Consider the following 20359-nt stretch of genomic DNA (forward strand, 5'->3'; position numbering starts at 1 on the left):
GAGCTCACGTGCCCCACCGCACCTCAAGACGCACCCTCCTCACCGCCACCGCGGCCGTCACCGCCGCGGCGGCGACCGGCGCCCTCACCCCGCCCGCCGTCGCCTCCGCGCCCTCCACGAACATCTCCACCGACCGCCGGCTGCGGCGGATCATCGCCGGGATGAGCCTGGAGGAGAAGGTCGGCCAGCTCTTCGTGATGCGGGTCTACGGGCACTCCGCCACCGACCCCGACCAGGCCGACATCGACGCGAACCTCAAGGAGATCGGGGTCCGTACGGCGGCCGAGCTGATCTCCACGTACCACGTCGGCGGCATCATCTACTTCACCTGGGCGCACAACACCCGCGACCCGCACCAGATCGCCGACCTCTCCAACGGCCTCCAGCGCGCCGCGCTCGCCGAGCGCCACCGGGTGCCGCTGCTCGTCTCCACCGACCAGGAGCACGGCATCGTCTGCCGGGTCGGCGAACCCGCCACGCTGCTGCCGGGCGCGATGGCCCTCGGCGCGGGCGGCTCGCGCTCCGACGCCCGGCGTGCGGCCTGGATCGCGGGCGCGGAGCTGGCCGCGCTCGGCATCAACCAGAACTACGCTCCGGACGCCGACGTCAACGTCAACCCGGCCAACCCGGTCATCGGCGTACGGTCCTTCGGCTCCGACCCCGACTCCGTGGCCGACCTGGTCGCGGCGCAGGTGAAGGGCTACCAGGGCGCGGGTATCGCGTCGACCGCCAAGCACTTCCCCGGCCACGGCGACACGAACACCGACAGCCACACCGGGCTGCCCGTCATCAACCACACCCGCGCACAGTGGGAGGAGCTGGACGCCCCGCCGTTCCGCGCCGCGATCCGGGCCCGGATCGACTCGATCATGACCGCGCACATCGTCGTCCCGGCCCTCGATCCGTCGGAGGACCCGGCCACGCTCTCCCGGCCGATCCTCACCGGCATCCTCCGCGAGGAGCTGGGCTACGACGGGGTGGTGGTCACCGACTCGCTCGGCATGGAGGGGGTGCGCACGAAGTACGGCGACGCCCGGGTTCCGGTCCTCGCGCTGCTGGCGGGCGTGGACCAGCTGCTCAACCCGCCGAACCTCTCCGTTGCCTGGAACGCCGTGCTGGAGGCGGTCCGCAGCGGTGAGATCAGCGAGGCGCGGATCGAGGAATCGATCCTGCGGATCCTGCGGCTGAAGAGCGGACTCGGCCTGTTCCGGGACCCGTTCGTCAGCCATCGGGGCGTCGAGCGCACGGTCGGCAGCCGCGCGCACCGGGCCGCCGCCGACCGGATCGCCGAGCGCACGACGACCCTGCTCGCCGACCCGGGCTCGCTGCTGCCGCTCTCCCGGCGCACCCACCGGAACCTGCTGGTGGTGGGCGCCGATCCCGCCTCGCCCTCCGGGACGACGGGCCCGCCGACCAGCACCCTGGCCCACGCCTTCGGCGAACTGGGCTTCATCGCACGGGCGTTGTCCACCGGCACGGCCCCCGCCCGGGCGAAGATCGACGAGGCGGTCGCCGCCGCCGAGGGCAAGGACGCGGTGGTCGTGGCGACCTACAACGTCACGGCGAGCAGCTCGCAGCGCGCGCTGGTGACCGCGCTCGTGGCGACCGGCGTCCCCGTCGTCACCGTCGCGATCCGCAACCCGTACGACATCGCCCACCTCATCGGGACCGGCGTCGCGGCGAGCCTCGCCGCGTACTCCTGGACCGATGTCGAACTGCGCGCCGCGGCACGGGTGATCGCGGGCCGCGCCGAGCCGGAGGGCACCCTGCCGGTTCCGGTGCAGCGCGCGGACGACCCCACACAGGTGCTGTACCCGGTGGGCCACGGGCTGTCGTACTAGCCCTACGGCGACCGGACGCCCCCGGCCTCCGACCATCGGCGCAAAGCACCCCCGCATCTGGCGTGGCCCCGCTCCGGCGGGGCCACGCCGGGTGTACGTCTTCGGTGACGTACTGGGGGGTTTCATGGATGAGCGCACGTCCCCGGGGGCCCGGAGCCGACGGCCCGCCCCGTTGCCGGCCCGCGTGCTCCTGGCGGTGGCCGCCGCCGTGCTCCTGCTGACGGCCTGCGAGGCCCCGGGCCCTACGGTCGCCGACGACCGGGGGCCCGTCCCCGCCCCGCCCGGCCCGTCCCCGTACGGAGTGGTGTTCCTCGGGCCCGGGGACTGCAGTTCGCGGGGCCCGGTGATCCGGGAGGTGTTCTGCCGCAGCGAGAAGGCCGCGGCCGCCGTCCTCGCCCGGCACCTCGGTACCCCGTCGTCGGGCCCGCCCTGCCCGGACGCCACCGACTTCGTCCTGCATGTCTCCGAGACCGGCACCGGGGCCCGTTCCCGGCTCACCACCGGCTACGCCTGCATGCGGAACCTGGAGCCCCCGCACCCGGGCGACCCGGGACAGGGCGGCGGACCGCTGACCGTCGTCGGCGACTGCGTCACCGCATCCCGCGCGGGCGAGGTCACGGAGACCGCCTGCGCGGACGCGGGCGGCCGCGCCCCGCGCTACCGGGTGGAGTCGGCGGTGCGGCGGCGGGCCCAGTGCCCGGACGACACGGACCTGTTCGTCTCCCTGCGCGGGGAGCGGCCGGTGGGGTGCGCCCGCCGGTCCACCGGATGGTGACGGTGCGACCGACGGGCGCCCGACGCGAGCAACCAGCGACGACTACGGACGCAGCGTGGCCTCGTCGCGCTCGACCTCGCCGTTGCGCTGGTCCAGCCTGCTGTCGAACTTCGCCAGCGGCTTCGCCTTCGCCGGGTCCTTCTCGACGCCCGCCGGGGCGACGCCCGCCCAGCGCAGGATGTCGGCGGTGGCCTTCGCCCGCTCGGCCTCCGGGAGACCGGAGACCCGCGCGCCGTGGTTGCCGCCGGGGACGGTGTGAACGGCGCTGTCCTTCGCGCCGCGGCCGAGACGGAACGGCTCCGCGCTCCACGGGTCGTTCTCGCCGTTGACGTACATCATCTGCCGGGCGTTGTGCCGGACCCAGCGGTCGACGTCCCGCATCGCGCCCCGGTCGAACTTCATCGGGATGGAGCGGGGCACGAAGTTGCGCGGGGGCTGGTAGCCGTAGCGGCTCAGGTTGCCGAGCCAGGGCTGCTCGATGTCCGGCGATCCGAGCTGGGTGCCCGCCTGGTAGTAGTACGGGGTGTACGTCTCCAGGCCCTGGTCGGCGTAGGCGGAGAAGCCGGAGATGGAGTCGACGGAGTTCCAGATGTCGTCGTCCGTGGCCTTCTTGGCGTCGGCCGGGATGTCCACGCAGTCGGCGACCAGGCTGTACTGCCAGAACGCCCACACGTAGTCCATGACCGTGGCCTCGTAGGCGCGGTCCAGGGAGCCGATGGTGTTGAAGGTCCAGCCGTTGGCGGCGGCCTGCTCCTTGTACTTCTTCTGGAGCGGGGCCCGCCGGATCAGCGCCTCGCGCTGCACGCCGGCCAGCTTGTCGCGGCACTCCTTGGTGCCGACGTTGCGGAAGAACCGGTCGTACGCCGAGTCCTCGTCGTTGACGACGTCGTTGGGCGCGACGTAGGCGACGACGCCGTCCATGTCCTTCGGGTAGAAGCGCTCGAAGTAGGTGGCGGTCATGCCGCCCTTGGACCCGCCGGTGGCCAGCCACTTCTTGCCGTAGATCTTCTTCAGCGCCGCGAAGACCCGGTGCTGGTCGCTGGCGGCCTGCCAGATGTCCAGCTTGGACCAGTCGGCCGGAGCCGGGCGGGAGGGGGTGAAGAAGCGGTACTCCAGGGAGACCTGGTTGCCGTCGATGATCTGTGTCGGCTCGCTGCGGCTGGGGTTGGTCGAGACGTTGTACCCGCTGGTGGAGAAGACCGTCGGGCGGGAGACGTCCTTGTGCAGCACGGTGATGCGCTGCTGGAACGTTCCCTTGGACGGGCGCCGGTGGTCGACCGGCTGGGTGTAGTTGAGGACGAAGTAGCGGTAGCCCGCGTACGGCTTCTCCTCGATCAGGCTCATGCCCGGGATCGCCAGGATGCGTTCCTTGATGTCCTCGGTGCTCGCTTCGCCGCCGAGGGCGGTTCCGCTGCTCCGCTTCGCGGCCGGTTCCGCGGCGGTGGCCGCACCGGCCGAGGCCCCCGTGGCTCCGACCGTGCCTATGAGCACGGCGAGCGAGAGAACCCCTGTGAGTGACTTGCGCATGCACTCTCCCCTTGATTCACAACAGTCGCCGTGAACTTATCGGGGCAACACACGCCACGCCAGACCTGGTTGTCCGTGTCAGCAGAGGATCCACCCGGTGGAGACGGACTTCTTGCCGATCGCGCCGGTGGCCCGGACACAGCGGTTCAGCGCGTTGACCGTGACCGGGCCAGCCATCTTCGTGTACGAACCCTTGTCGGAGACCGCGTGTCCGCCGCGCGCCTGGAGCGTGACGCTCATCGTCCGCCGTTTGCCGGGCTTCTTGGCGACGGTCACCGCGCAGGCGTGGGCACGGGTCTTGTAGACGCGCAGCTCTCCCGTGGAGAACTCGACCGTCTTCGCCGGGCGGCCGGAACAGGCGGAGGCGGCCTGGGCGGTACCGGGGGCGGCGAGAAGAGGGACGAGTCCGCCCAGCAGGGGCAGGACGAGGAGGCCGACGAGCGGCAGCCGTCGCCGCCGCACCGGCTTCACCGCTCCGGCCGGTCCCGCAGCCCCGTCCGGGCCCACCGGCCCCGCAGTTCCGTCGAACACGTTCGCCCCCACCTGACATCCGTACGCCCGCGCGTCCCTGGCTACGACGCAGCAGACGCGCGAGAGGTTGCACGGCACGGGTCCCCGGCCCCGGGAGACCCGCCGCCCGGCAGGCCTCCCCCGGCGGGCCTTCAGGCGGCCGCGGGCTCGTCCTCCCCTATGCCCTCGCCCATGAAGGTGCGCCACAGCCGGGCGTACTGCCCGTCCAGGGCGAGCAGCTCGTCGTGCGTGCCGTCCTCGGCGACGCGTCCGTGGTCCATCACCACGACACGGTCGGCGCGGGCGGCCGTCGTCAGCCGGTGGGCGACCACCAGCGTGGTCCGCCGGCCGGTGAGCCGGTCGGTCGCCTGGTTGACGAGGGCCTCGGTGGCCAGGTCGAGGGCGGCGGTGGCCTCGTCCAGGAGCAGGACGTCCGGGTCGACCAGCTCGGCGCGGGCCAGGGCGATGAGCTGGCGCTGCCCGGCGGAGAGGTTACGGCCGCGCTCGGCGACCTCGTGGAGGTAGCCCCCCTCCAGCGTGGCGATCATCTCGTGCGCGCCGACCGCGCGGGCCGCGGCCTCCACCGCGGCGTCGGTGGCGTCGGGCATTCCGTAGGCGATGGCGTCGCGGACCGTCCCGGCGAAGAGGTACGCCTCCTGCGGGACGACGCCGAGGCGGTGCCGGTAGGCGGTCATGTCGAGCTTGCGGAGATCCGTGCCGTCGGCGGTGACCCGGCCGCCCGTGGGGTCGTAGAACCGGGCGACCAGCTTGACCAGGGTCGACTTCCCGGCCCCCGTCTCCCCGACGAAGGCGACGGTCTGCCCGGCCGGGATGTGCAGGTCGATGCCGCTGAGGGCCTCCTCCTCGCCCCCGTACGCGAAGGAGACGTCCTCGAACGCGATCTCGCCGCGCAGCGAGAGCACGTCGAGCGGCTCGTCCGGGTCGGCGGTCGAGGTGGGTTCGCGCAGCAGTTCCTGGATGCGGCCGAGGGAGACGGTGGCTTGCTGGTAGCCGTCGAAGACCTGGGAGAGCTGCTGGACGGGGGCGAAGAACAGGTCGATGTAGAGGAGGTAGGCGACCAGCGCGCCGACGGTCAGCGTGCCGTTGTCGATCCGGCCCGCGCCGACGATCATGACGGCGGCGGCGGCGACGGAGGCCAGCAGCTGGACGAACGGGAAGTAGACGGAGATCAGCCACTGGCCGCGTACCCGGGCCTGGCGGTAGCTGTCGCTGCGCTCGGCGTAGCGGGCCGCCCCGTCGTGCTCCCGGCCGAAGGCCTGGACGATACGGAGACCGGCGACGGACTCCTGGAGGTCGGCGTTGACGGCGCTGATGCGGGTCCGGGCCAGTTCGTACGCCTTGACGCTGCTGCGCCGGAAGAAGAACGTGCCGATGACCAGCACGGGCAGGGTGGCGAAGACGACCAGGGCGAGCTGGATGTCCAGGACGAGCAGCGCGACCATGATGCCGAAGAAGGTGACCACGGAGACGAACGCGGTGACGAGACCGGTCTGGAGGAACGTGGAGAGCGCGTCGACGTCGGTCGTCATCCGGGTCATGATCCGGCCGGTCAGCTCGCGCTCGTAGTAGTCGAGGCCGAGGCGCTGGAGCTGGGCGAAGATCTTCAGGCGGAGCGAGTAGAGGATCCGTTCGCCGGTCCGGCCGGTCATCCGGATCTCGCCGGTCTGGGCCACCCACTGCACGACCACGACGACCAGCGCGATCGCGGAGGCCGCCCACACCGCGCCGATCGAGAGCCGGCTCACGCCCTCGTCGATGCCGTGCCGGATCAGGACCGGCAGCAGCAGCCCCATTCCGGCATCCACGGCGACGAGCCCGAGGCTGATGAGCAGGGCCGCGCCGAAGCCGCGCAGCAGCCTCCGCAGCCCGTACGACTCCTCCGGGCGCACGGCGCTGGCCTCGTCGACCTCGGGGGTGTCCGTGGCGGGCGGCAGCGCCTCGACCTGAGCGAGGAGTTCGGGGGTGGCGGGCATACCGGCGACGGTGGTGTCCCGATCCTCCTCCCGGCGGATCCACAGCTCGGGCGTGATACCGCGCTCCGCGTCGAACTCGGCGTCCAGCTCCTCCTGGAGGGCGCGGTCGTCCTCGGGGTCCGCCTCGGTGCGCGGCGGCCGGTGGCCGGGCGAGGTGGCGCCCAGCTCGTCGGGGTCGGTGAGGAGGCGGCGGTAGAGGGCGGAGGTGCGCTCCAGCTCCTCGTGGGTGCCGATCGCGGCGAGCTTCCCGCCGTCGAGGACGGCGATGCGGTCGGCGAGCTGGAGGGTGGAGCGGCGGTGGGCGATGAGGAGGGTGGTCCGCCCCGCCATCACCTGCGCCAGCGCCTCGTGGATCTCGTGCTCGACCCGGGCGTCGACGGCGGAGGTCGCGTCGTCGAGGAGGAGGAGCCGGGGGTCGGTGAGGATGGCGCGGGCGAGGGCGACGCGCTGGCGCTGGCCGCCGGAGAGGGTGAGCCCGTGCTCGCCGACGGTGGTGTCGTACCCGCCCGGCAGGTCGGAGATGAAGCCGTGGGCCTGGGCGGCGCGGGCGGCCGTCTCGATCTGCTCCTGGGTGGCGTCGGGGAAACCGTAGGCGATGTTGGCCCGGACGGTGTCGGAGAACAGGAAGCTGTCCTCGGGGACGAGCCCGATGGCGGCGCGCAGGGAGGCCTGGGTCAGCTCGCGGACGTCGTGGCCGCCGATGAGGACGGCTCCGTGGGAGACGTCGTAGAAGCGGGGCAGCAGGAGCGAGACGGTGGACTTGCCGCTGCCGGACGCGCCGACGACGGCGACGGTCTCGCCGGGTTCGACGGTGAGCGAGAACCCGTCGAGCACGGGGCGCTCCTCGTCATAACCGAACCGTACGTCGTCGAACTCGATCCCGGCCGGGGCGTCGGCGGGCAGCTCCTTCGTACCGTCCTCCATGGACGGCTCGGTGTCGATCAGCTCCAGGACGCGTTCGACACCGGCACGGGCCTGCTGGCCGACGGTGAGGACCATGGCGAGCATCCGGACCGGGCCGACGAGCTGGGCGAGGTAGGTGGAGAAGGCGACGAACGTACCGAGGGTGATCTCGCCCCGGGTGGCCAGCCAGCCGCCGAGGGCGAGCATGGCGACCTGGCCGAGGGCGGGCACGGCCTGGAGGGCGGGGGTGTAGCGGGAGTTCAGCCGGATGGTGCGCAGCCGCCCGGCGAAGAGCCGTCTGCCGACCTCGCGGAGCTTCCCGGTCTCCTGGTCCTCCTGCCCGAACCCCTTGACGACCCGGACCCCGGAGACGGCCCCGTCGACGACTCCGGCGACGGCGGCGGCCTGGCTCTGGGCGTACCAGGTGGCGGGGAAGAGGCGGGTCTTGGAACGGCGGGCGATGAACCAGAGCGCGGGGGCGACGGCGAGGGCGACGAGGGTGAGCGGGAGGGAGAGCCACGCCATGATGACCAGGGAGATGAGGAAGAGCAGCACGTTCCCGATGGTCATCGGGAGCATGAACAGCAGCCCCTGGATCAGCTGGAGGTCACTGGTGGCCCGGCCGACGACCTGGCCGGTGGACAGCTCGTCCTGACGTTTCCCGTCCAGCCGGGTGATCGTCGCGTACATGTCCGTACGCAGATCGTGCTGGACGTCCAGGGCGAGCCGGCCGCCGTAGTAGCGGCGGATGTAGGTGGCGATGTAGACGAGGACGGCCGCGCCGATGAGCAGCCCGGTCCAGACGGCGAGGGAGCGGGTGTGGTCGGTGACCACGTCGTCGATGATCACCTTGGTGATGAGCGGCACGAGGGCCATGACGGCCATGCCCGCGAGCGACGAGCCGAGGGCGAGCACGACGTTCCGGCGGTACCGCCACGCATACCCGGTCAGCCGCCGGCCCCACCCCTGTTGCTCTGCGCCCGTCACGCGTTGCCTCCCCGTCCCGATCGATCTTCCGGAAGGCACCAACGCGGTGGAGGGCGGATTTCATCCCGCCGCAACAAACGGGACGGCAAACCGGGCCGATGGGCGGGGGCGGATGGGGCCAGGGGCGTAGGACCGGTCCGACCCCGGGTTCGTGGGCCCGGCTTCGGCCGGTGTCCCACGGGTAGTCCGGATGCGGCACGGGTAGTGATGGGCATCGCGACCGACCGGGGAGGAAACCCATGGCCAACGCTCTGCCGACCGACGCCTACCGCTGCGGACAGCTGTACGCCGTGATCACGGCTCTGGAGAAGCTGGCCTCGCCGAACGGCAGGTCGGCCCTGGATCAGCCCGGTGCACGGGCCCGGGCGGCGAAGCGCCCGTACGACCATCTGCACAAGCCGCTGAACCGGGCGGTCGAGTTCCTCATGGCGGCGCGGGCCAGGCGCAAGGGGACGGAGGCCGAGGCGCTGTTCCTCGCGATACCGGCACTGCTGCCGCAGACCCTGAGCCTGCCGCGCTCGTTCGGCGACACGCAGCAGGAGCAGTTCGGCGACGGCTTCCACGCCTGGAGCGGGACGGCGGCGGGCAAGGCGTAGCGGGTGGGCGGCGCACCCGCGGGTGCGCCGCCCACGTCCAGCGGAGTCCGCCGGCTACAGATGCGTCGGCTCGAACATCCGCAGCAGGGCGGGAAGCACGACGACCGACGGCCCGGGGGTTGCCAGAGCCTTCGACAGGTCGGCGGCGAGCGACTCCGGGCCGGTCCGGACGGCGGGCACGCCGAAGGACTCGGCCAGGGCGACGAAGTCCGGGCGGGCCAGCTCGGTGCCGGTGGTCTCGCCGAAGGCGCCCGTCATGTACTCGCGGAGGATGCCGTAGCCGCCGTCGTCGACGATGAGCCAGGTCAACGGCAGATCGTACTGGCGCGCCGTGGCCAGCTCCGCGATGGAGTACATGGCGCCGCCGTCGCCGGAGACCGCGAGCACGGGCTTCGTCGGGTCGGCGACAGCGGCCCCGATGGCGGCCGGGAAGCCGTAGCCGAGGCCGCCCGCGCCCTGGGCGGAGTGCATGGTGTTGGGGCGGCGCGCGTCGAACGCGGACCAGGCCCAGTACGCCAGGATCGTCATGTCCCAGAAGCTGGGCGCGGCGTCGGGCAGCGCCTCGCGGACGGCCGCGAGGACCTGCTGCTCCAGGGTGAGGTCCTGGGCCTCGATCCGGACCCGTACCTTCTCCAGCACCGTACGTACGCGTTCGGCGGCGCCCGGGTCCTCGCGGCGCCCGACGGTGTCCAGGAGGTCGGCCAGCGCCTCGCGGGCGTCGGAGTGGATGCCGAGGGCGGGGTGGTTGGACTCCAGCTTCCCGGCGTCCGCCTCGATCTGGACCACGCGGCCGCGCGGGCGGAAGGTGTGGTAGTTCGAGGAGAGCTCGCCCAGGCCGGAGCCGACGACGAGCAGGACGTCCGCGTCCTCCAGGAAGTCGGTGGTGTGCCGGTCCTCCAGCCAGGAGCGCAGCGACAGCGGGTGGTCCCACGGGAAGGCGCCCTTGCCGCCGAAGGTGGTGACGACCGGCGCGTCGATCTTCTCGGCCAGCGCACGCAGCTTGCCGGAGGCGTCGGAGCGTACGACTCCGCCGCCCGCGACGATCACGGGCCGCTCGGCGTTCGACAGCAGGTGCGCGGCGGCGATGGTCAGCTCGGGCCGCGGGTACAGCTCACGCGGGGTGGCGTCCATCGCGCTGACGACGGGGAGCGTGGTCTCGGCCAGCAGTACGTCCTGCGGGATCTCGACCCAGACCGGCCCGTGCGGAGCGGTCAGCGCGGACGCCCAGGCGGCGGCGATCGCGGACGGGATCTGCGACGCGGTCCGCACGGTGTGCACGGACTTCACGATGTCGCGGACGGATGCCTGCTGGTCACGCAGCTCGTGGAGATAGCCGTGCCGCCCGCCGCCGAGCCCCGCCGTCGGGATCTGGCTGGAGATCGCGAGAACGGGGGCCGAGGCGGCTGCCGCCTCCTGGAGCGCGGCGAGCGAGGTGAGCGCGCCGGGCCCGGTCGACAGCAGCAGCGGGGCCACCTCCCCGGTGATCCGGCCGTACGCGTCGGCGGCGAACCCCGCGTTGTTCTCGACGCGGAGCCCGACGTACCGGAGCGAGGAGCGGCGCAGCGCGTCGAACATGCCGAGCGCGTGCTGACCGGGCAGGCCGAAGACGGTGGTCGCGCCGAGCCCCTGGAGGGTTTCGACGACGAGGTCACCGCCATTGCGGCCGGCCGGCGGGTTCAGTACGGCGGCGGCCTGGGCGGCGGTGAGCTGCGGCCGGTCGTCGTGGTCGTGGCTCACTTGGCGTCCTTCTCCGCCGCGATCTGGCGGGACATGATCGTCGTCAACTCGTACGCGGCGTGGGAGGCGGCCACAGAGGTGATCTCGGCGTGGTCGTACGCGGGGGCGACCTCGACCAGGTCGGCGGAGACCAGGTGGCAGGAGGAGAGCCCGCGCAGGATCTCCAGCAGCTCGCGGGAGGTGAGGCCACCCGCCTCGGGGGTGCCGGTGCCGGGGGCGTGCGCCGGGTCGAGGACGTCGATGTCGATGGAGATGTACAGCGGCCGGTCGCCGATGCGCTGGCGCAGCTGGTCGGCGATCTCGTCGACGCCGCGCCGCATGACGTCGGCGGAGGTGACGATGCCGAAGCCCATCTTCTCGTCGTCGGTCAGGTCCTGCTTGCCGTAGAGCGGGCCGCGGGTGCCGACGTGGGAGAGGGCGGAGGTGTCGAGGATGCCCTCCTCGACGGCCCGGCGGAACGGGGTGCCGTGGGTGTACTCGGCGCCGAAGTAGGTGTCCCAGGTGTCCAGGTGCGCGTCGAAGTGGAGCAGGGCGACGGGCCCGTGCTTCTTGGCGACGGAGCGCAGGAGGGGCAGGGCGATGGTGTGGTCGCCGCCGAGGGTCATCAGGCGTGCGCCGGTGCCCAGCAGGTCGTCGGCCGCGCCCTCGATGGTCTCGACGGCCTCGTTGATGTTGAACGGGTTCGCCGCGATGTCGCCGGCGTCGGCGACCTGGGCGAGGGCGAAGGGGGAGGCGTCCTGGGCCGGGTTGTACGGGCGCAGCAGCCGGGATGCCTCGCGGATGGCGTTGCCGCCGAAGCGGGCGCCGGGCCGGTAGGAGACGCCGGTGTCGAAGGGCACGCCGACCACGGCGACGTCGGTACGCCCGACCTCGTCGAGCCGGGGCAGCCGGGCGAACGTCGCGGGCCCGGCGTAGCGCGGGACACGGGAGGAGTCGATGGGGCCGCGCGGCGAATCGGTGCTGCTCATGGGGGGTGTGCCTTTCCTTCGGTTTCGTACGGTGTCAAGTGTGCGGGCACTTCAGCCCGTGCGGCCGCCTCAGGCCCGTCCGGCCGCGATCAGCCCGTCCGGCGGTTGAGGACGTCTGCGGGCTCGGCCGGATCCGGCGCGAGGGTTCTGCCCTCGAACGCCGGACGGGCCGGACTGCCCGCCAGACGTTCGCGCCACGCGGTCAGAACGGCGGCGTCCGTCGGCGGCGTGGCCAGCGAGACGACGACGTACACGACCAGCGACGCCAGCAGCCCGTAGTAGATCGGCTGGTTGGCGAGGATCCCGTAGTGCCACATCAGCCCGACCACCGCGACACCCCCCACGCACACCGCCGACAGCGCCCCGGCCGCCGTGCCGCGCCGCCACAGCAGCCCGGCGATGATCGGCACGAGGAGCCCGCCCACCAGCAGGTTGTAGGCCACGGTCAGCGCCTCGACCACGTCGTTGAGCGCGATGGCGATGAGGATGACGGCGATGCCCATGATGAGGATGAACGCCCGGTTCCCCCTGACCTCGTCATGCGGCTCGTCACCGGCCCCGCCCCCGCCGACGACCCCCCTCAACCGGGACCAGATGTCGTTGTTGGCGACTGTGGCGCAGGCGATCAGCGCACCGGAGGACGTCGACATCACGGCGGCCAGCGCGGCGGCGAGCACGAGCCCGCGCACCCCCACCGGCAGCTCGTCCTTGACGATCGTCGCGAAGGCGGAGTCGGCGCTGGCCAGGTTCGGGTACATCACCTTGGCGGCGGTGCCGATGACGGCCCCGGCGACGGCGTAGACGAGACAGTACGTACCGGCGACCGTCCCGCCCCACCGCGCCGTCGTGTCGCTGCGCGCGGTGAAGACGCGCTGCCAGATGTCCTGCCCGATCAGCATGCCGAAGGTGTAGATCAGGACATACGTGAAGATCGTCTCGCCGCCGATGCCGAGCGGGTCGAAGTACTCGGTCGGCAGCTTGGCCTTCATCTCGCTGAAGCCGCCCGCCTTGACGACGGCGATGGGCAGCAGGAGCAGCAGCAGTCCGATGGTCTTGACGACGAACTGGACCATGTCGGTCAGGGTGATCGACCACATGCCGCCGAGCGTCGAGTACGCGACGACGATGGTGCCGCCGAGGATGATGGCGACGGTGCGGTTCACGTCGAAGAGGACGTCGAAGATGGTGGCGTACGCGATGGTCGAGGTGACCGCGAGCATCAGCGTGTACGCCCACATGACGACACCGGAGATGATCCCGGCCCGCCCGCCGTAGCGGAGGTCGAGCATTTCGGAGACGGTGTAGACCTTCAGCCGGGCGATCCGCGCCGAGAAGAAGACGGAGAGCGCGAGGAGCCCGAGGCCGATGGTGAAGACCATCCACGCGCCGGAGAGCCCGTACTGGTAGCCGAGGCCGACGCCGCCGATGGTGGAGGCGCCGCCGAGGACGATGGCGGCCATGGTGCCGGAGTACATGGCGGGCCCGAGGCGGCGTCCGGCGACCAGGAACTCGCTCTTGGACTTGGCACGGCGCATGCCCCACCAGCCCATGGCGAGCATGCCGGCCAGGTAGACGACGATCACGGCGTAGTCGACAGCCATGGGCTTCCCTCCGTCTCGCGCAAACAGATGTACGTGCGAGGAAGACGGTAGGTGGCCGAAAGCCGACGCTGAAGTGTACGTTTCCTCCACTCTTACCCCATCGAATGGATGAACCGTCCATGCCGACCCCTCCCGCAGGCACCGCTCCCCCGCCCCCGTCCTCGTCCCCCGGACCGCCTGCCCCGCCCATCCCCTTGGCGGAACTGCTGGCGAGCAAGGACCTGGGCCTGCGCCGGATCGCGGGCCCGGCCGAGGCCGATCTGCTCTGGGTGCACACCTCGGAGATGGCGGACCCGTATCCGTACCTCCTCGGCGGTGAGCTGCTGCTGAGCGCCGGGGTGCTGCTGACGGACCCGGACCACTACGTCGGCCGGCTGGTGGAGGCGGGGGCGGCGGCGCTGGGATTCGGGGTGCGCCCGGTGCACGAGACGGTGCCCGGGGCGCTGATCGAGGCGTGCGACCGGTACGGGCTGCCGCTGCTGGAGGTGCCACCGCAGACCCCGTTCACGGCGATCGCGCGGGCGGTGTGGCGGTTGATGGCCGAGGCGCGCCACCGCGAGCTGCGCCGGGTGACCCGCGCCCAGCAGGCCCTGGCGACGGCGGCGGCCCGTTCCGACCCCGTACCGGCGGTCCTGCACCAGCTGGCGGCGCAGCTCGGCGGCCGGGCGGTGCTGCTGACGGCCCGGGGCGAGGAGGTCCACGCGGCGGGCCGCCGCCTGCCCCCGGAGCCGGCGGGAGCCCTGACCCGCCTGGCCCGCGTGGTGGCCCGGGAACGCCCCGGCTCCCCCGCGTCCGCCACCGACACCCACGGCGACACGCATCTGTCGGCGTACGCGCTGGGCGGCGGCCACGGCCTGGTCCTGGCGCTGGCCGCCGGGCGGCGGGAGTCCGGCGACCACACGGTGGCGGGCATCGCGGTCGTCCTGCTGTCGCTGCTGGCCGCCCCGCACCAGGGCGCGGACGCGGCGGGCCGTTCGGCGGCCCTGGTCCGCATGCTCCTGGGCGCCGGCCCCGCCGAGGTGGCCCCGCTCCTCGGCTCCACCGGCCCCTGGACGGTGATCCACGCCCGCCGCACGGACGGCACCCCGGCGGACGCCTTGACCGCCGGGGCCCTGGGCGCGTCGCTGGGCACGGCCTTGGTGGACGCGGCCCGCGAGGGTGGCGGCGAGGCGGTACGGCTGCTGCTGCCGGGCACGGCGCCGGGGGGCGAGACGGGGCGACGGCAACCGGGCACGGCACCGGAGGACGAGGCTGAACGACTGCTGCCGGAGGGGCACGGGGTCACCCCGCAGCCCGGCTGGACGCTCGGCGCATCCGCCCCCACGCCCGTCACCGCGCTCGACGCCGCCGACTCCCTGGCCGCCCGCGCCCTGGCCCATGCGCAGGCGACCCGCTCACCGCTGACGGTGGACGCCCCCGTGAGCGGCCTCGCCGCCCTGGTCCCGCCCCAGGAGGCGGCGGCCCACGCCCGCGCCCTCCTCGCCCCGCTCACCGCACCGCTGGCCGACACCCTGCGCTGCTGGCTCTCCCTGCACGGCAACTGGGACCGTACGGCGGTGGCGCTCGGGGTCCACCGCAACACGGTGCGCCAACGCATCGGGCGGTGCGGGGAGCTGCTGGGCGCGGAGCTGGACGACATGGACGTACGGGCGGAGCTGTGGTTCGCGCTGCGGCAGGGGTGAGCGGGGAAGGCCGGGCCTCCGAGTCACCGATGAGTTTCCGTGCCCGCCCCTGTCCTATGGGTGAACACCGCGACGGGCCCCGCCGCGGGCTCACGGACAGGCGGTACCGATGATGGACGAGCAATTCACCGCGACTCTGCGGAAGAGCCCGAGCAAGGGCGGCTGGACCTACGTGGTGTGGCCCGAGTCGGCCGAGTTCTTCGGCACCCGCGGCCTGGTGAAGGTCCGGGGCACCGTCGACGGCCACCCGTTCCGGAGTTCCTTCATGGCCCTGGGGGACGGCACGCACAAGCTGCCCGTGAAGGCGGACGTACGCAAGGCGATCGGCAAGGAGGAGGGGGACACCGTGACCGTCCGCCTGGAGGAGCGCATCTCCGGCTGACCCGGGCGGCCGACAGCGTGACGGCCCCGGCAGCGCGCTGAACGGACAGCGGGTTCAGGACCTAGTTGTATTGACCCGCAGGGTTGTTGACACGGGTGATGGGTGGGTGGCCGCCGAGTGCGGTGTGGCTGCGGTGGTGGTTGTAGGTGTGGAGGAAGTCTGCCAGGGCATCGGTGCGTTCGGTGTTGGTGGTGTAGGGCCGTTGGTAGGCCCATTCGTCGGCGAGGGTGCGGTTGAAGCGTTCGACTTTGCCGTTGGTCTGGGGCCGGTAAGGGCGGGTGAGTTTGCCGGTCGCGCCGATGTCGGCCAGGGCTTGCTTCCAGACCAGGCCCTTGCGGTAGGCCCACGCGTTGTCCGTCAGAACGCGCTCGATCCGGGTGATGCCCAGGTCGGCGAAGAACGCGGCGGCCCGGGTCAGGAAGGCTGCGCAGGTCGCGACTTTCTCGTCGGGGTGGATCTCGCTGTAGGCGAGGCGGGAGTGGTCGTCGAGGGCGGAGTGGATGTAGTCGAAGCCGACGTTGCTGCGGGTGGCGCGGCCGGCCTGGCGGCCCAGGGTCCTGTGGCCGCCGCCGTCGGGGATCCGGCCGAGCTTCTTCACGTCGACGTGGATCAGCTCGCCGGGTCGCTCACGTTCGTAGCGGCGGATCACGATGCCGGTCGGGCGGTCGAGCCAGGCCAGCCGGTTGAGCCGGTGGCGGGTGAGGACACGGTGCACGGTCGAGGCGGGCAGTCCAAGGATCGGGCCGATCCGCGCAGGTCCGAGCTTTCGGGTTCGCCGCAGATCGCAGACGCGATCTTCCACGGCGGCCGGTGTCCGGTGCGGTGTCCTGCAGGGCCTGCTGGACCGGTCGACAAGACCCGCGTCGCCCTCGCTCTTCCAGCGGCGGACCCATTTGTGAGCCGTGGGCCTCGATATGCCCATCTCGGCAGCCACATGCGCGACCGGACGGCCCGCCAGGACACGTGCGACCAGGATCCGCCTGCCGTGAACGGTCAGGCGGGCATTACGGTGTGACACGAAGACCTCCGTGTGCGGTGCGGCGTAGACACCCCCACCACACCGGAGGTCTTCGTCATGATCAAGACCTGCCCAGCGTTAACAACGCTCATGGTCAATACACCTAGTGCCTCGCATCGCCGGCCAGCTTGCGGCGTTCCCGCTTGTTGGGGTGGCGGATGACCACTCCGGCCATGCCGCCGGACCCGGTGAGCCGGATCAGCGGAGTGCCCGGGAGACGGTCGGATGTGGTCTTGTCCTTCAGGCCCCCGAAGCCGGGGTCCATGCCGGTGGTGTCCGCGGCCCAGCCGTCGGGGATGACGATCGTGACGCCGGAGGTCTCCCCGTACGCCTCCACCACGACCTGCGCGAGGCGGCATTCGGCCCTGGTGAAGTCGAGGCTCACCCCTCCCAGGCCCGCGCGCGCGACCACGTGCCCGGGAACCTCCCAGCGGCCGGGGCCCCGGGACGCGCCGTACATGCCGCCCTTGAGCACCAGCGGCGGCAGGTCCTGCGCGGCCGACGCCGGCGGCTTCGGCAGGTCGGCCGTCAGGACGGCCAGCTCGGCGTACGTCTTCGACGTCAGCGCCTGCTCCAGGCGGGAATCCAGCTCATCGAGGTCGATGCGCCCCTCGGCCGCCGCATCGCGCAGCTGCTCCACCACTGCTTCCCGGTCGTCGTGAGATGCGCGGAGCTCTCCTGCTGGGACGGGGCGCGGAGTGGGCTCCGGAAGCTGGGCAGTCATGATCCCAAGAATAGGTAGTCGGCGGGCCGGGCGACCAGAGGTCGCCGCACCGTGAGCAGCGTCCTGTGCCCCGTACCGGATCGGGCCTGTTCCTTCATGGCCGCCTCCCCCTCCCGAGGCCCCCGCCGTCGGCGGCTGCCGTTCGGAGCAGACCGCGCAGGGTCAGCGCTGACGGCAGCGGGGCGGCGGGCAGGGCGATGTGCAGGGTCCGGCAGAGCGCGGGGTCGGTGAGCCGGACCAGGACGAGCCCGTCCGGCACCGCCCAGGCGGCCAGGGACGGGACCAGTGCGACGCCGAGGCCCGCGGCCACGTAACCGAACTTCCCCGCCCACTCGGCGATCCGGATGATCTTCCTGGGGACGAAACCCGCCCGCGCGCAGGCGTCGGCGAGCATCGTGGGGCGGTCCCCGTACGCGTCCTGCAGCCAGGCCTCGTCGCGCAGTTCGAACAGGTCGACCACGTCGGCTCCGGCCAGGCGGTGTTCGCAGGGGAGGGCGACGAGCAGTTCGTCCTCGCACAGCGGTGTCGTGGTGACCCTGTCGGCGGAGGGCAGCCCGGAGGGGTAGTCGCTGACCACGGCCAGGTCGAGCGCCCCGTCCGCGAGCCGGGCCGTCAGCATGCCGCTGCGGCCCTCGACCGCGATGACCTCGACCTCCGGTCGAGCCAGCCGGAACGCCCGTAGCGCGGCCGGCACCAACGAGAAGTTGGCGGTGGAGAACGCCCCGACGTGGAGCAGCCCGCCATGCCCTCGGTGCAGCACGGCCAACTCCTGTTCCGCACGCGCCAGTCGGTCGAGGACGTCCACGGCGTGCCGGTACAGGGCACGGCCGGACGGGTTCAGCCGTACGCCTCGCGGAAGCCTCTCGAAGAGCGGCCCGCCCGCTTCCTGCTCCAGCGACGCGATGCGCCGGGAGACCGCCGACTGCGTGTAGTTGAGGCTGACCGCGGCCTTGGTGAAGGACCCCGTCCCCGCCACGGTCACCAGCAGCCGCAGCGCGTCGATGTCGAACACGGGACACCCCTCCTCAGCGCGACCCATTCCGGTGCCGCATGGCTCCCATGCAATGCAGTCGCTGGTGGAATGTACCGCCTCGTCCTAGCGTCGACGGGGCGGCCCCACGCGAGCCGCTCCGATCACTCCGGGGGATCCGACTCCCCTGCCCGACGAGGGGAAGTGCCGTGCTGAGCAGAGAAGTTGATACCGAGGAGGCAGGCGCGCTATCGGCGATGCTCGCCGACCTGGAGACGCTGGTGCGCTGCGAGTCCCACTCGGCCGACCTCGCCGCGCTCGCCCGGAGCGCCGACGCGGTCGGCGCCCTGGGGACGAGACTGCTGGGGACCGCTCCCGAGAGCATCGTGATCGACGGGGTGACCCATCTGCGCTGGGTCTTCGGCACGCCACGGGTGCTGCTGCTGGGGCACCACGACACGGTGTGGCCGATGGGCTCGCTGGAAGCCCGGCCGTGGTCGGTGGCCACGGGGATCGCGAGGGGGCCCGGCGTGCTCGACATGAAGGCCGGACTGGTCCAGATGCTCCACGCCCTGGCCTCCCTCCGCACCCTGGACGGGGTGTGCGTGCTGGTCAACGGGGACGAGGAGATCGGCTCCCCGACCTCGCGCGAGCTGATCGAGGAGGCGGCGCGGGGAAGTGTGGCGGCGTTCGTCCTGGAGGCGTCCGGCGACCGCGACGGGGCCTTGAAGACAGCGCGCAAAGGGAGCTCCCGCTACGAGGTGACCGTGCACGGACGGGCGGCGCATGCGGGGCTGGCCCCCGAGAAGGGGGTCAACGCCGCGGTCGAGGCGGCGCATCAGGTACTGGCCATCGCGGGAATCGGAGCGGCGGTGGCAGGAGGCGGCGGGGGGCCGGGCAGTGCGACCGTCACGCCCACCCTGATGTCGGCCGGCAGCACATCCAACACGGTGCCCGCACGGGCGAGGATCGCGGTGGACGTACGCGTACCCACCTCGGCCGCGCGGGATCACGTCGACACGCTCCTACGGGGGCTGTCGCCCCGCACACCCGGGGCCCGGCTGGAGATCGAGGACATCGGCGGACGGCCGCCCATGGAACCCGGTGCCTCCGCCGCACTCTTCGCCCTCGCCTCCCGGATCGCCCGGGAACTGGGCCAGCGCCCCCTGCGCGGGATCGCCGTCGGCGGCGTCTCGGACGGCAACTGCACGGCGGCCGTGGGCTGCCCGACGCTGGACGGGCTGGGAGCGGTGGGCGCGGGAGCTCACGCCGAAGACGAATACGTGGAGGTCGCGAGCATGATCCCCCGGTCCCGGCTGCTGGCCGAACTGGTCACCCGGACCCTGCGATGACCCGTCCCGGACGCGCCCGCGTCGCACTGCTCCTCACGGTCGTCACCGCCGCACTGCTGACCGCCTGCACGGGAACCGACACCGATCAGGCCCGCGCCGACGCCACCGCGACCACGCAACCGACCCCGGCCCCGACTTCGTCCCCGACTCCGGGCTCGCCGCCACCCCCGTCTCCGACCGCCTCGCCGACACCGAGTACCGCCGCCGAGATCGCCGAAGCCGTCGCCAAGTGGTACACGTACGGGGGCGAGACAGCGGTGGTCACCCTGGTCAAGGAGGCCCGGAACGCCGAATCCGCCCGCCCCCGCGAGGCGTTCGACCTCGTGATCCTGGACTTCGGTGGCCTCACGGAAGCGCTCAGCACGGCCCGGCTGATGGGTTCCATCCCCGACCCCAAGACCCAGACGGCCTGGGCGGCCGCCATCGAGCACCTCGACGGGGCGGTGCGTCAGGTCTCGAATTCGGTGCCGAAGGACGGCAGAACGATCCAGTCACCCCAGGAGACCGGACAGATGCTGCGGGGGTGGTCCACGTTCGACGAAGGGATCAAGAGCCTCAAGGCAGCGCAGGCGCTGCTGAACCGGAGGTTCGGCCTGAAGCCGTCGGTGGACCCGTGGGAGGTGGAACAGTCCCCGTCCGGCGGGTAGGGGCATCCCCGGCAGCTCAGGCGGCGGGCTCGGTTCCGACCTCGCCTGCGGTGTCCCAGCGGTGTCATGGTGACCGATCCGGCCGCCCATCTGTACGCCGCTCTGTACGCCGCCCACGGTCTCCCTGACCGACCGTGGGCCCCTC

16 protein-coding genes are annotated in these 20359 nt (G+C 72.4%); 7 read left to right on the forward strand and 9 right to left on the reverse strand.

Features of this window, described 5'->3' with window-relative positions; all coding sequences use genetic code 11:
- The first annotated feature begins 8 nt into the window (after positions 1–8).
- Both RNL97_RS11055 and RNL97_RS11060 read left to right on the forward strand, forming a co-directional pair.
- Positions 9–1841: a glycoside hydrolase family 3 protein gene (locus RNL97_RS11055; protein ID WP_030592373.1), complete on the forward strand. Its 1833-nt coding sequence runs from the start codon at positions 9–11 to the stop codon at positions 1839–1841.
- Between the two features lie 124 nt (positions 1842–1965).
- Entirely contained in the window at positions 1966–2616 is a 651-nt protein-coding gene (locus RNL97_RS11060) for a hypothetical protein (RefSeq protein WP_243314072.1), read from the forward strand.
- Positions 2617–2658: 42 nt separating this feature from the next.
- Here RNL97_RS11060 and RNL97_RS11065 read toward each other — a convergent pair whose 3' ends face one another.
- From RNL97_RS11065 to RNL97_RS11075, 3 genes are all read right to left on the reverse strand, one after another.
- Positions 2659–4143 (reverse strand): S28 family serine protease, encoded by a 1485-nt coding sequence (locus tag RNL97_RS11065; RefSeq protein ID WP_243314073.1) that lies wholly within the window; start codon positions 4141–4143, stop codon positions 2659–2661.
- Positions 4144–4221: 78 nt separating this feature from the next.
- A complete protein-coding gene (locus tag RNL97_RS11070; protein ID WP_234313520.1) occupies positions 4222–4674 on the reverse strand; it encodes a hypothetical protein in 453 nt (150 codons plus the stop codon).
- A gap of 131 nt (positions 4675–4805) precedes the next feature.
- Positions 4806–8537: an ABC transporter ATP-binding protein gene (locus RNL97_RS11075; RefSeq protein WP_030592385.1), complete on the reverse strand. Its 3732-nt coding sequence runs from the start codon at positions 8535–8537 to the stop codon at positions 4806–4808.
- Positions 8538–8776: 239 nt separating this feature from the next.
- Here RNL97_RS11075 and RNL97_RS11080 point away from each other — a divergent pair, with 239 nt between their 5' ends.
- The gene (locus tag RNL97_RS11080; RefSeq protein WP_050500222.1) at positions 8777–9133 is read left to right on the forward strand and encodes a hypothetical protein; all 357 of its coding nucleotides are present in this window, start codon (positions 8777–8779) and stop codon (positions 9131–9133) included.
- A 54-nt stretch (positions 9134–9187) separates the two neighbouring features.
- Here RNL97_RS11080 and RNL97_RS11085 read toward each other — a convergent pair whose 3' ends face one another.
- The 3 genes from RNL97_RS11085 to RNL97_RS11095 form a co-directional block, all read right to left on the reverse strand.
- Positions 9188–10870, reverse strand: coding sequence for a thiamine pyrophosphate-binding protein (locus RNL97_RS11085; RefSeq protein WP_030592392.1), 1683 nt, complete (start codon positions 10868–10870; stop codon positions 9188–9190).
- Positions 10867–11838 carry an agmatinase gene (gene speB / locus RNL97_RS11090; protein WP_030592395.1) on the reverse strand — a complete coding sequence of 324 codons (972 nt, stop codon included), beginning with the start codon at positions 11836–11838 and terminating at the stop codon, positions 10867–10869. Before speB ends, RNL97_RS11085 begins: the two co-directional genes overlap by 4 nt.
- A gap of 89 nt (positions 11839–11927) precedes the next feature.
- Complete coding sequence (locus RNL97_RS11095; RefSeq protein ID WP_030592398.1) at positions 11928–13439, reverse strand: sodium:solute symporter family protein; 1512 nt, start codon at positions 13437–13439, stop codon at positions 11928–11930.
- A 104-nt stretch (positions 13440–13543) separates the two neighbouring features.
- Here RNL97_RS11095 and RNL97_RS11100 point away from each other — a divergent pair, with 104 nt between their 5' ends.
- Both RNL97_RS11100 and RNL97_RS11105 read left to right on the forward strand, forming a co-directional pair.
- On the forward strand, positions 13544–15121 hold the full coding sequence (locus tag RNL97_RS11100; RefSeq protein ID WP_243314076.1) for a PucR family transcriptional regulator: 1578 nt from the start codon (positions 13544–13546) through the stop codon (positions 15119–15121).
- Positions 15122–15233: 112 nt separating this feature from the next.
- Positions 15234–15503 (forward strand): DUF1905 domain-containing protein, encoded by a 270-nt coding sequence (locus tag RNL97_RS11105; protein WP_030592404.1) that lies wholly within the window; start codon positions 15234–15236, stop codon positions 15501–15503.
- 61 nt (positions 15504–15564) lie between these two features.
- Here the strand turns inward: RNL97_RS11105 and RNL97_RS11110 are convergent, their stop codons facing one another.
- From RNL97_RS11110 to RNL97_RS11120, 3 genes are all read right to left on the reverse strand, one after another.
- Entirely contained in the window at positions 15565–16521 is a 957-nt protein-coding gene (locus RNL97_RS11110) for an IS481 family transposase (protein ID WP_313750640.1), read from the reverse strand.
- Positions 16522–16624: 103 nt separating this feature from the next.
- The gene (locus tag RNL97_RS11115; protein ID WP_030592407.1) at positions 16625–17245 is read right to left on the reverse strand and encodes a DUF1707 SHOCT-like domain-containing protein; all 621 of its coding nucleotides are present in this window, start codon (positions 17243–17245) and stop codon (positions 16625–16627) included.
- Positions 17246–17339: 94 nt separating this feature from the next.
- On the reverse strand, positions 17340–18257 hold the full coding sequence (locus RNL97_RS11120) for a LysR family transcriptional regulator (RefSeq protein WP_313750641.1): 918 nt from the start codon (positions 18255–18257) through the stop codon (positions 17340–17342).
- Positions 18258–18472: 215 nt separating this feature from the next.
- Here RNL97_RS11120 and RNL97_RS11125 point away from each other — a divergent pair, with 215 nt between their 5' ends.
- Positions 18473–19567, forward strand: a complete 1095-nt coding sequence (locus RNL97_RS11125) for a M20 family metallopeptidase (protein ID WP_030592413.1) — start codon at positions 18473–18475, stop codon at positions 19565–19567.
- Positions 19564–20214: a hypothetical protein gene (locus tag RNL97_RS11130; RefSeq protein WP_030592417.1), complete on the forward strand. Its 651-nt coding sequence runs from the start codon at positions 19564–19566 to the stop codon at positions 20212–20214. Before RNL97_RS11125 ends, RNL97_RS11130 begins: the two co-directional genes overlap by 4 nt.
- The last annotated feature ends 145 nt before the right edge of the window (positions 20215–20359 follow it).

This window comes from Streptomyces parvus, assembly GCF_032121415.1.
GTDB lineage: Bacteria > Actinomycetota > Actinomycetes > Streptomycetales > Streptomycetaceae > Streptomyces > Streptomyces globisporus_A.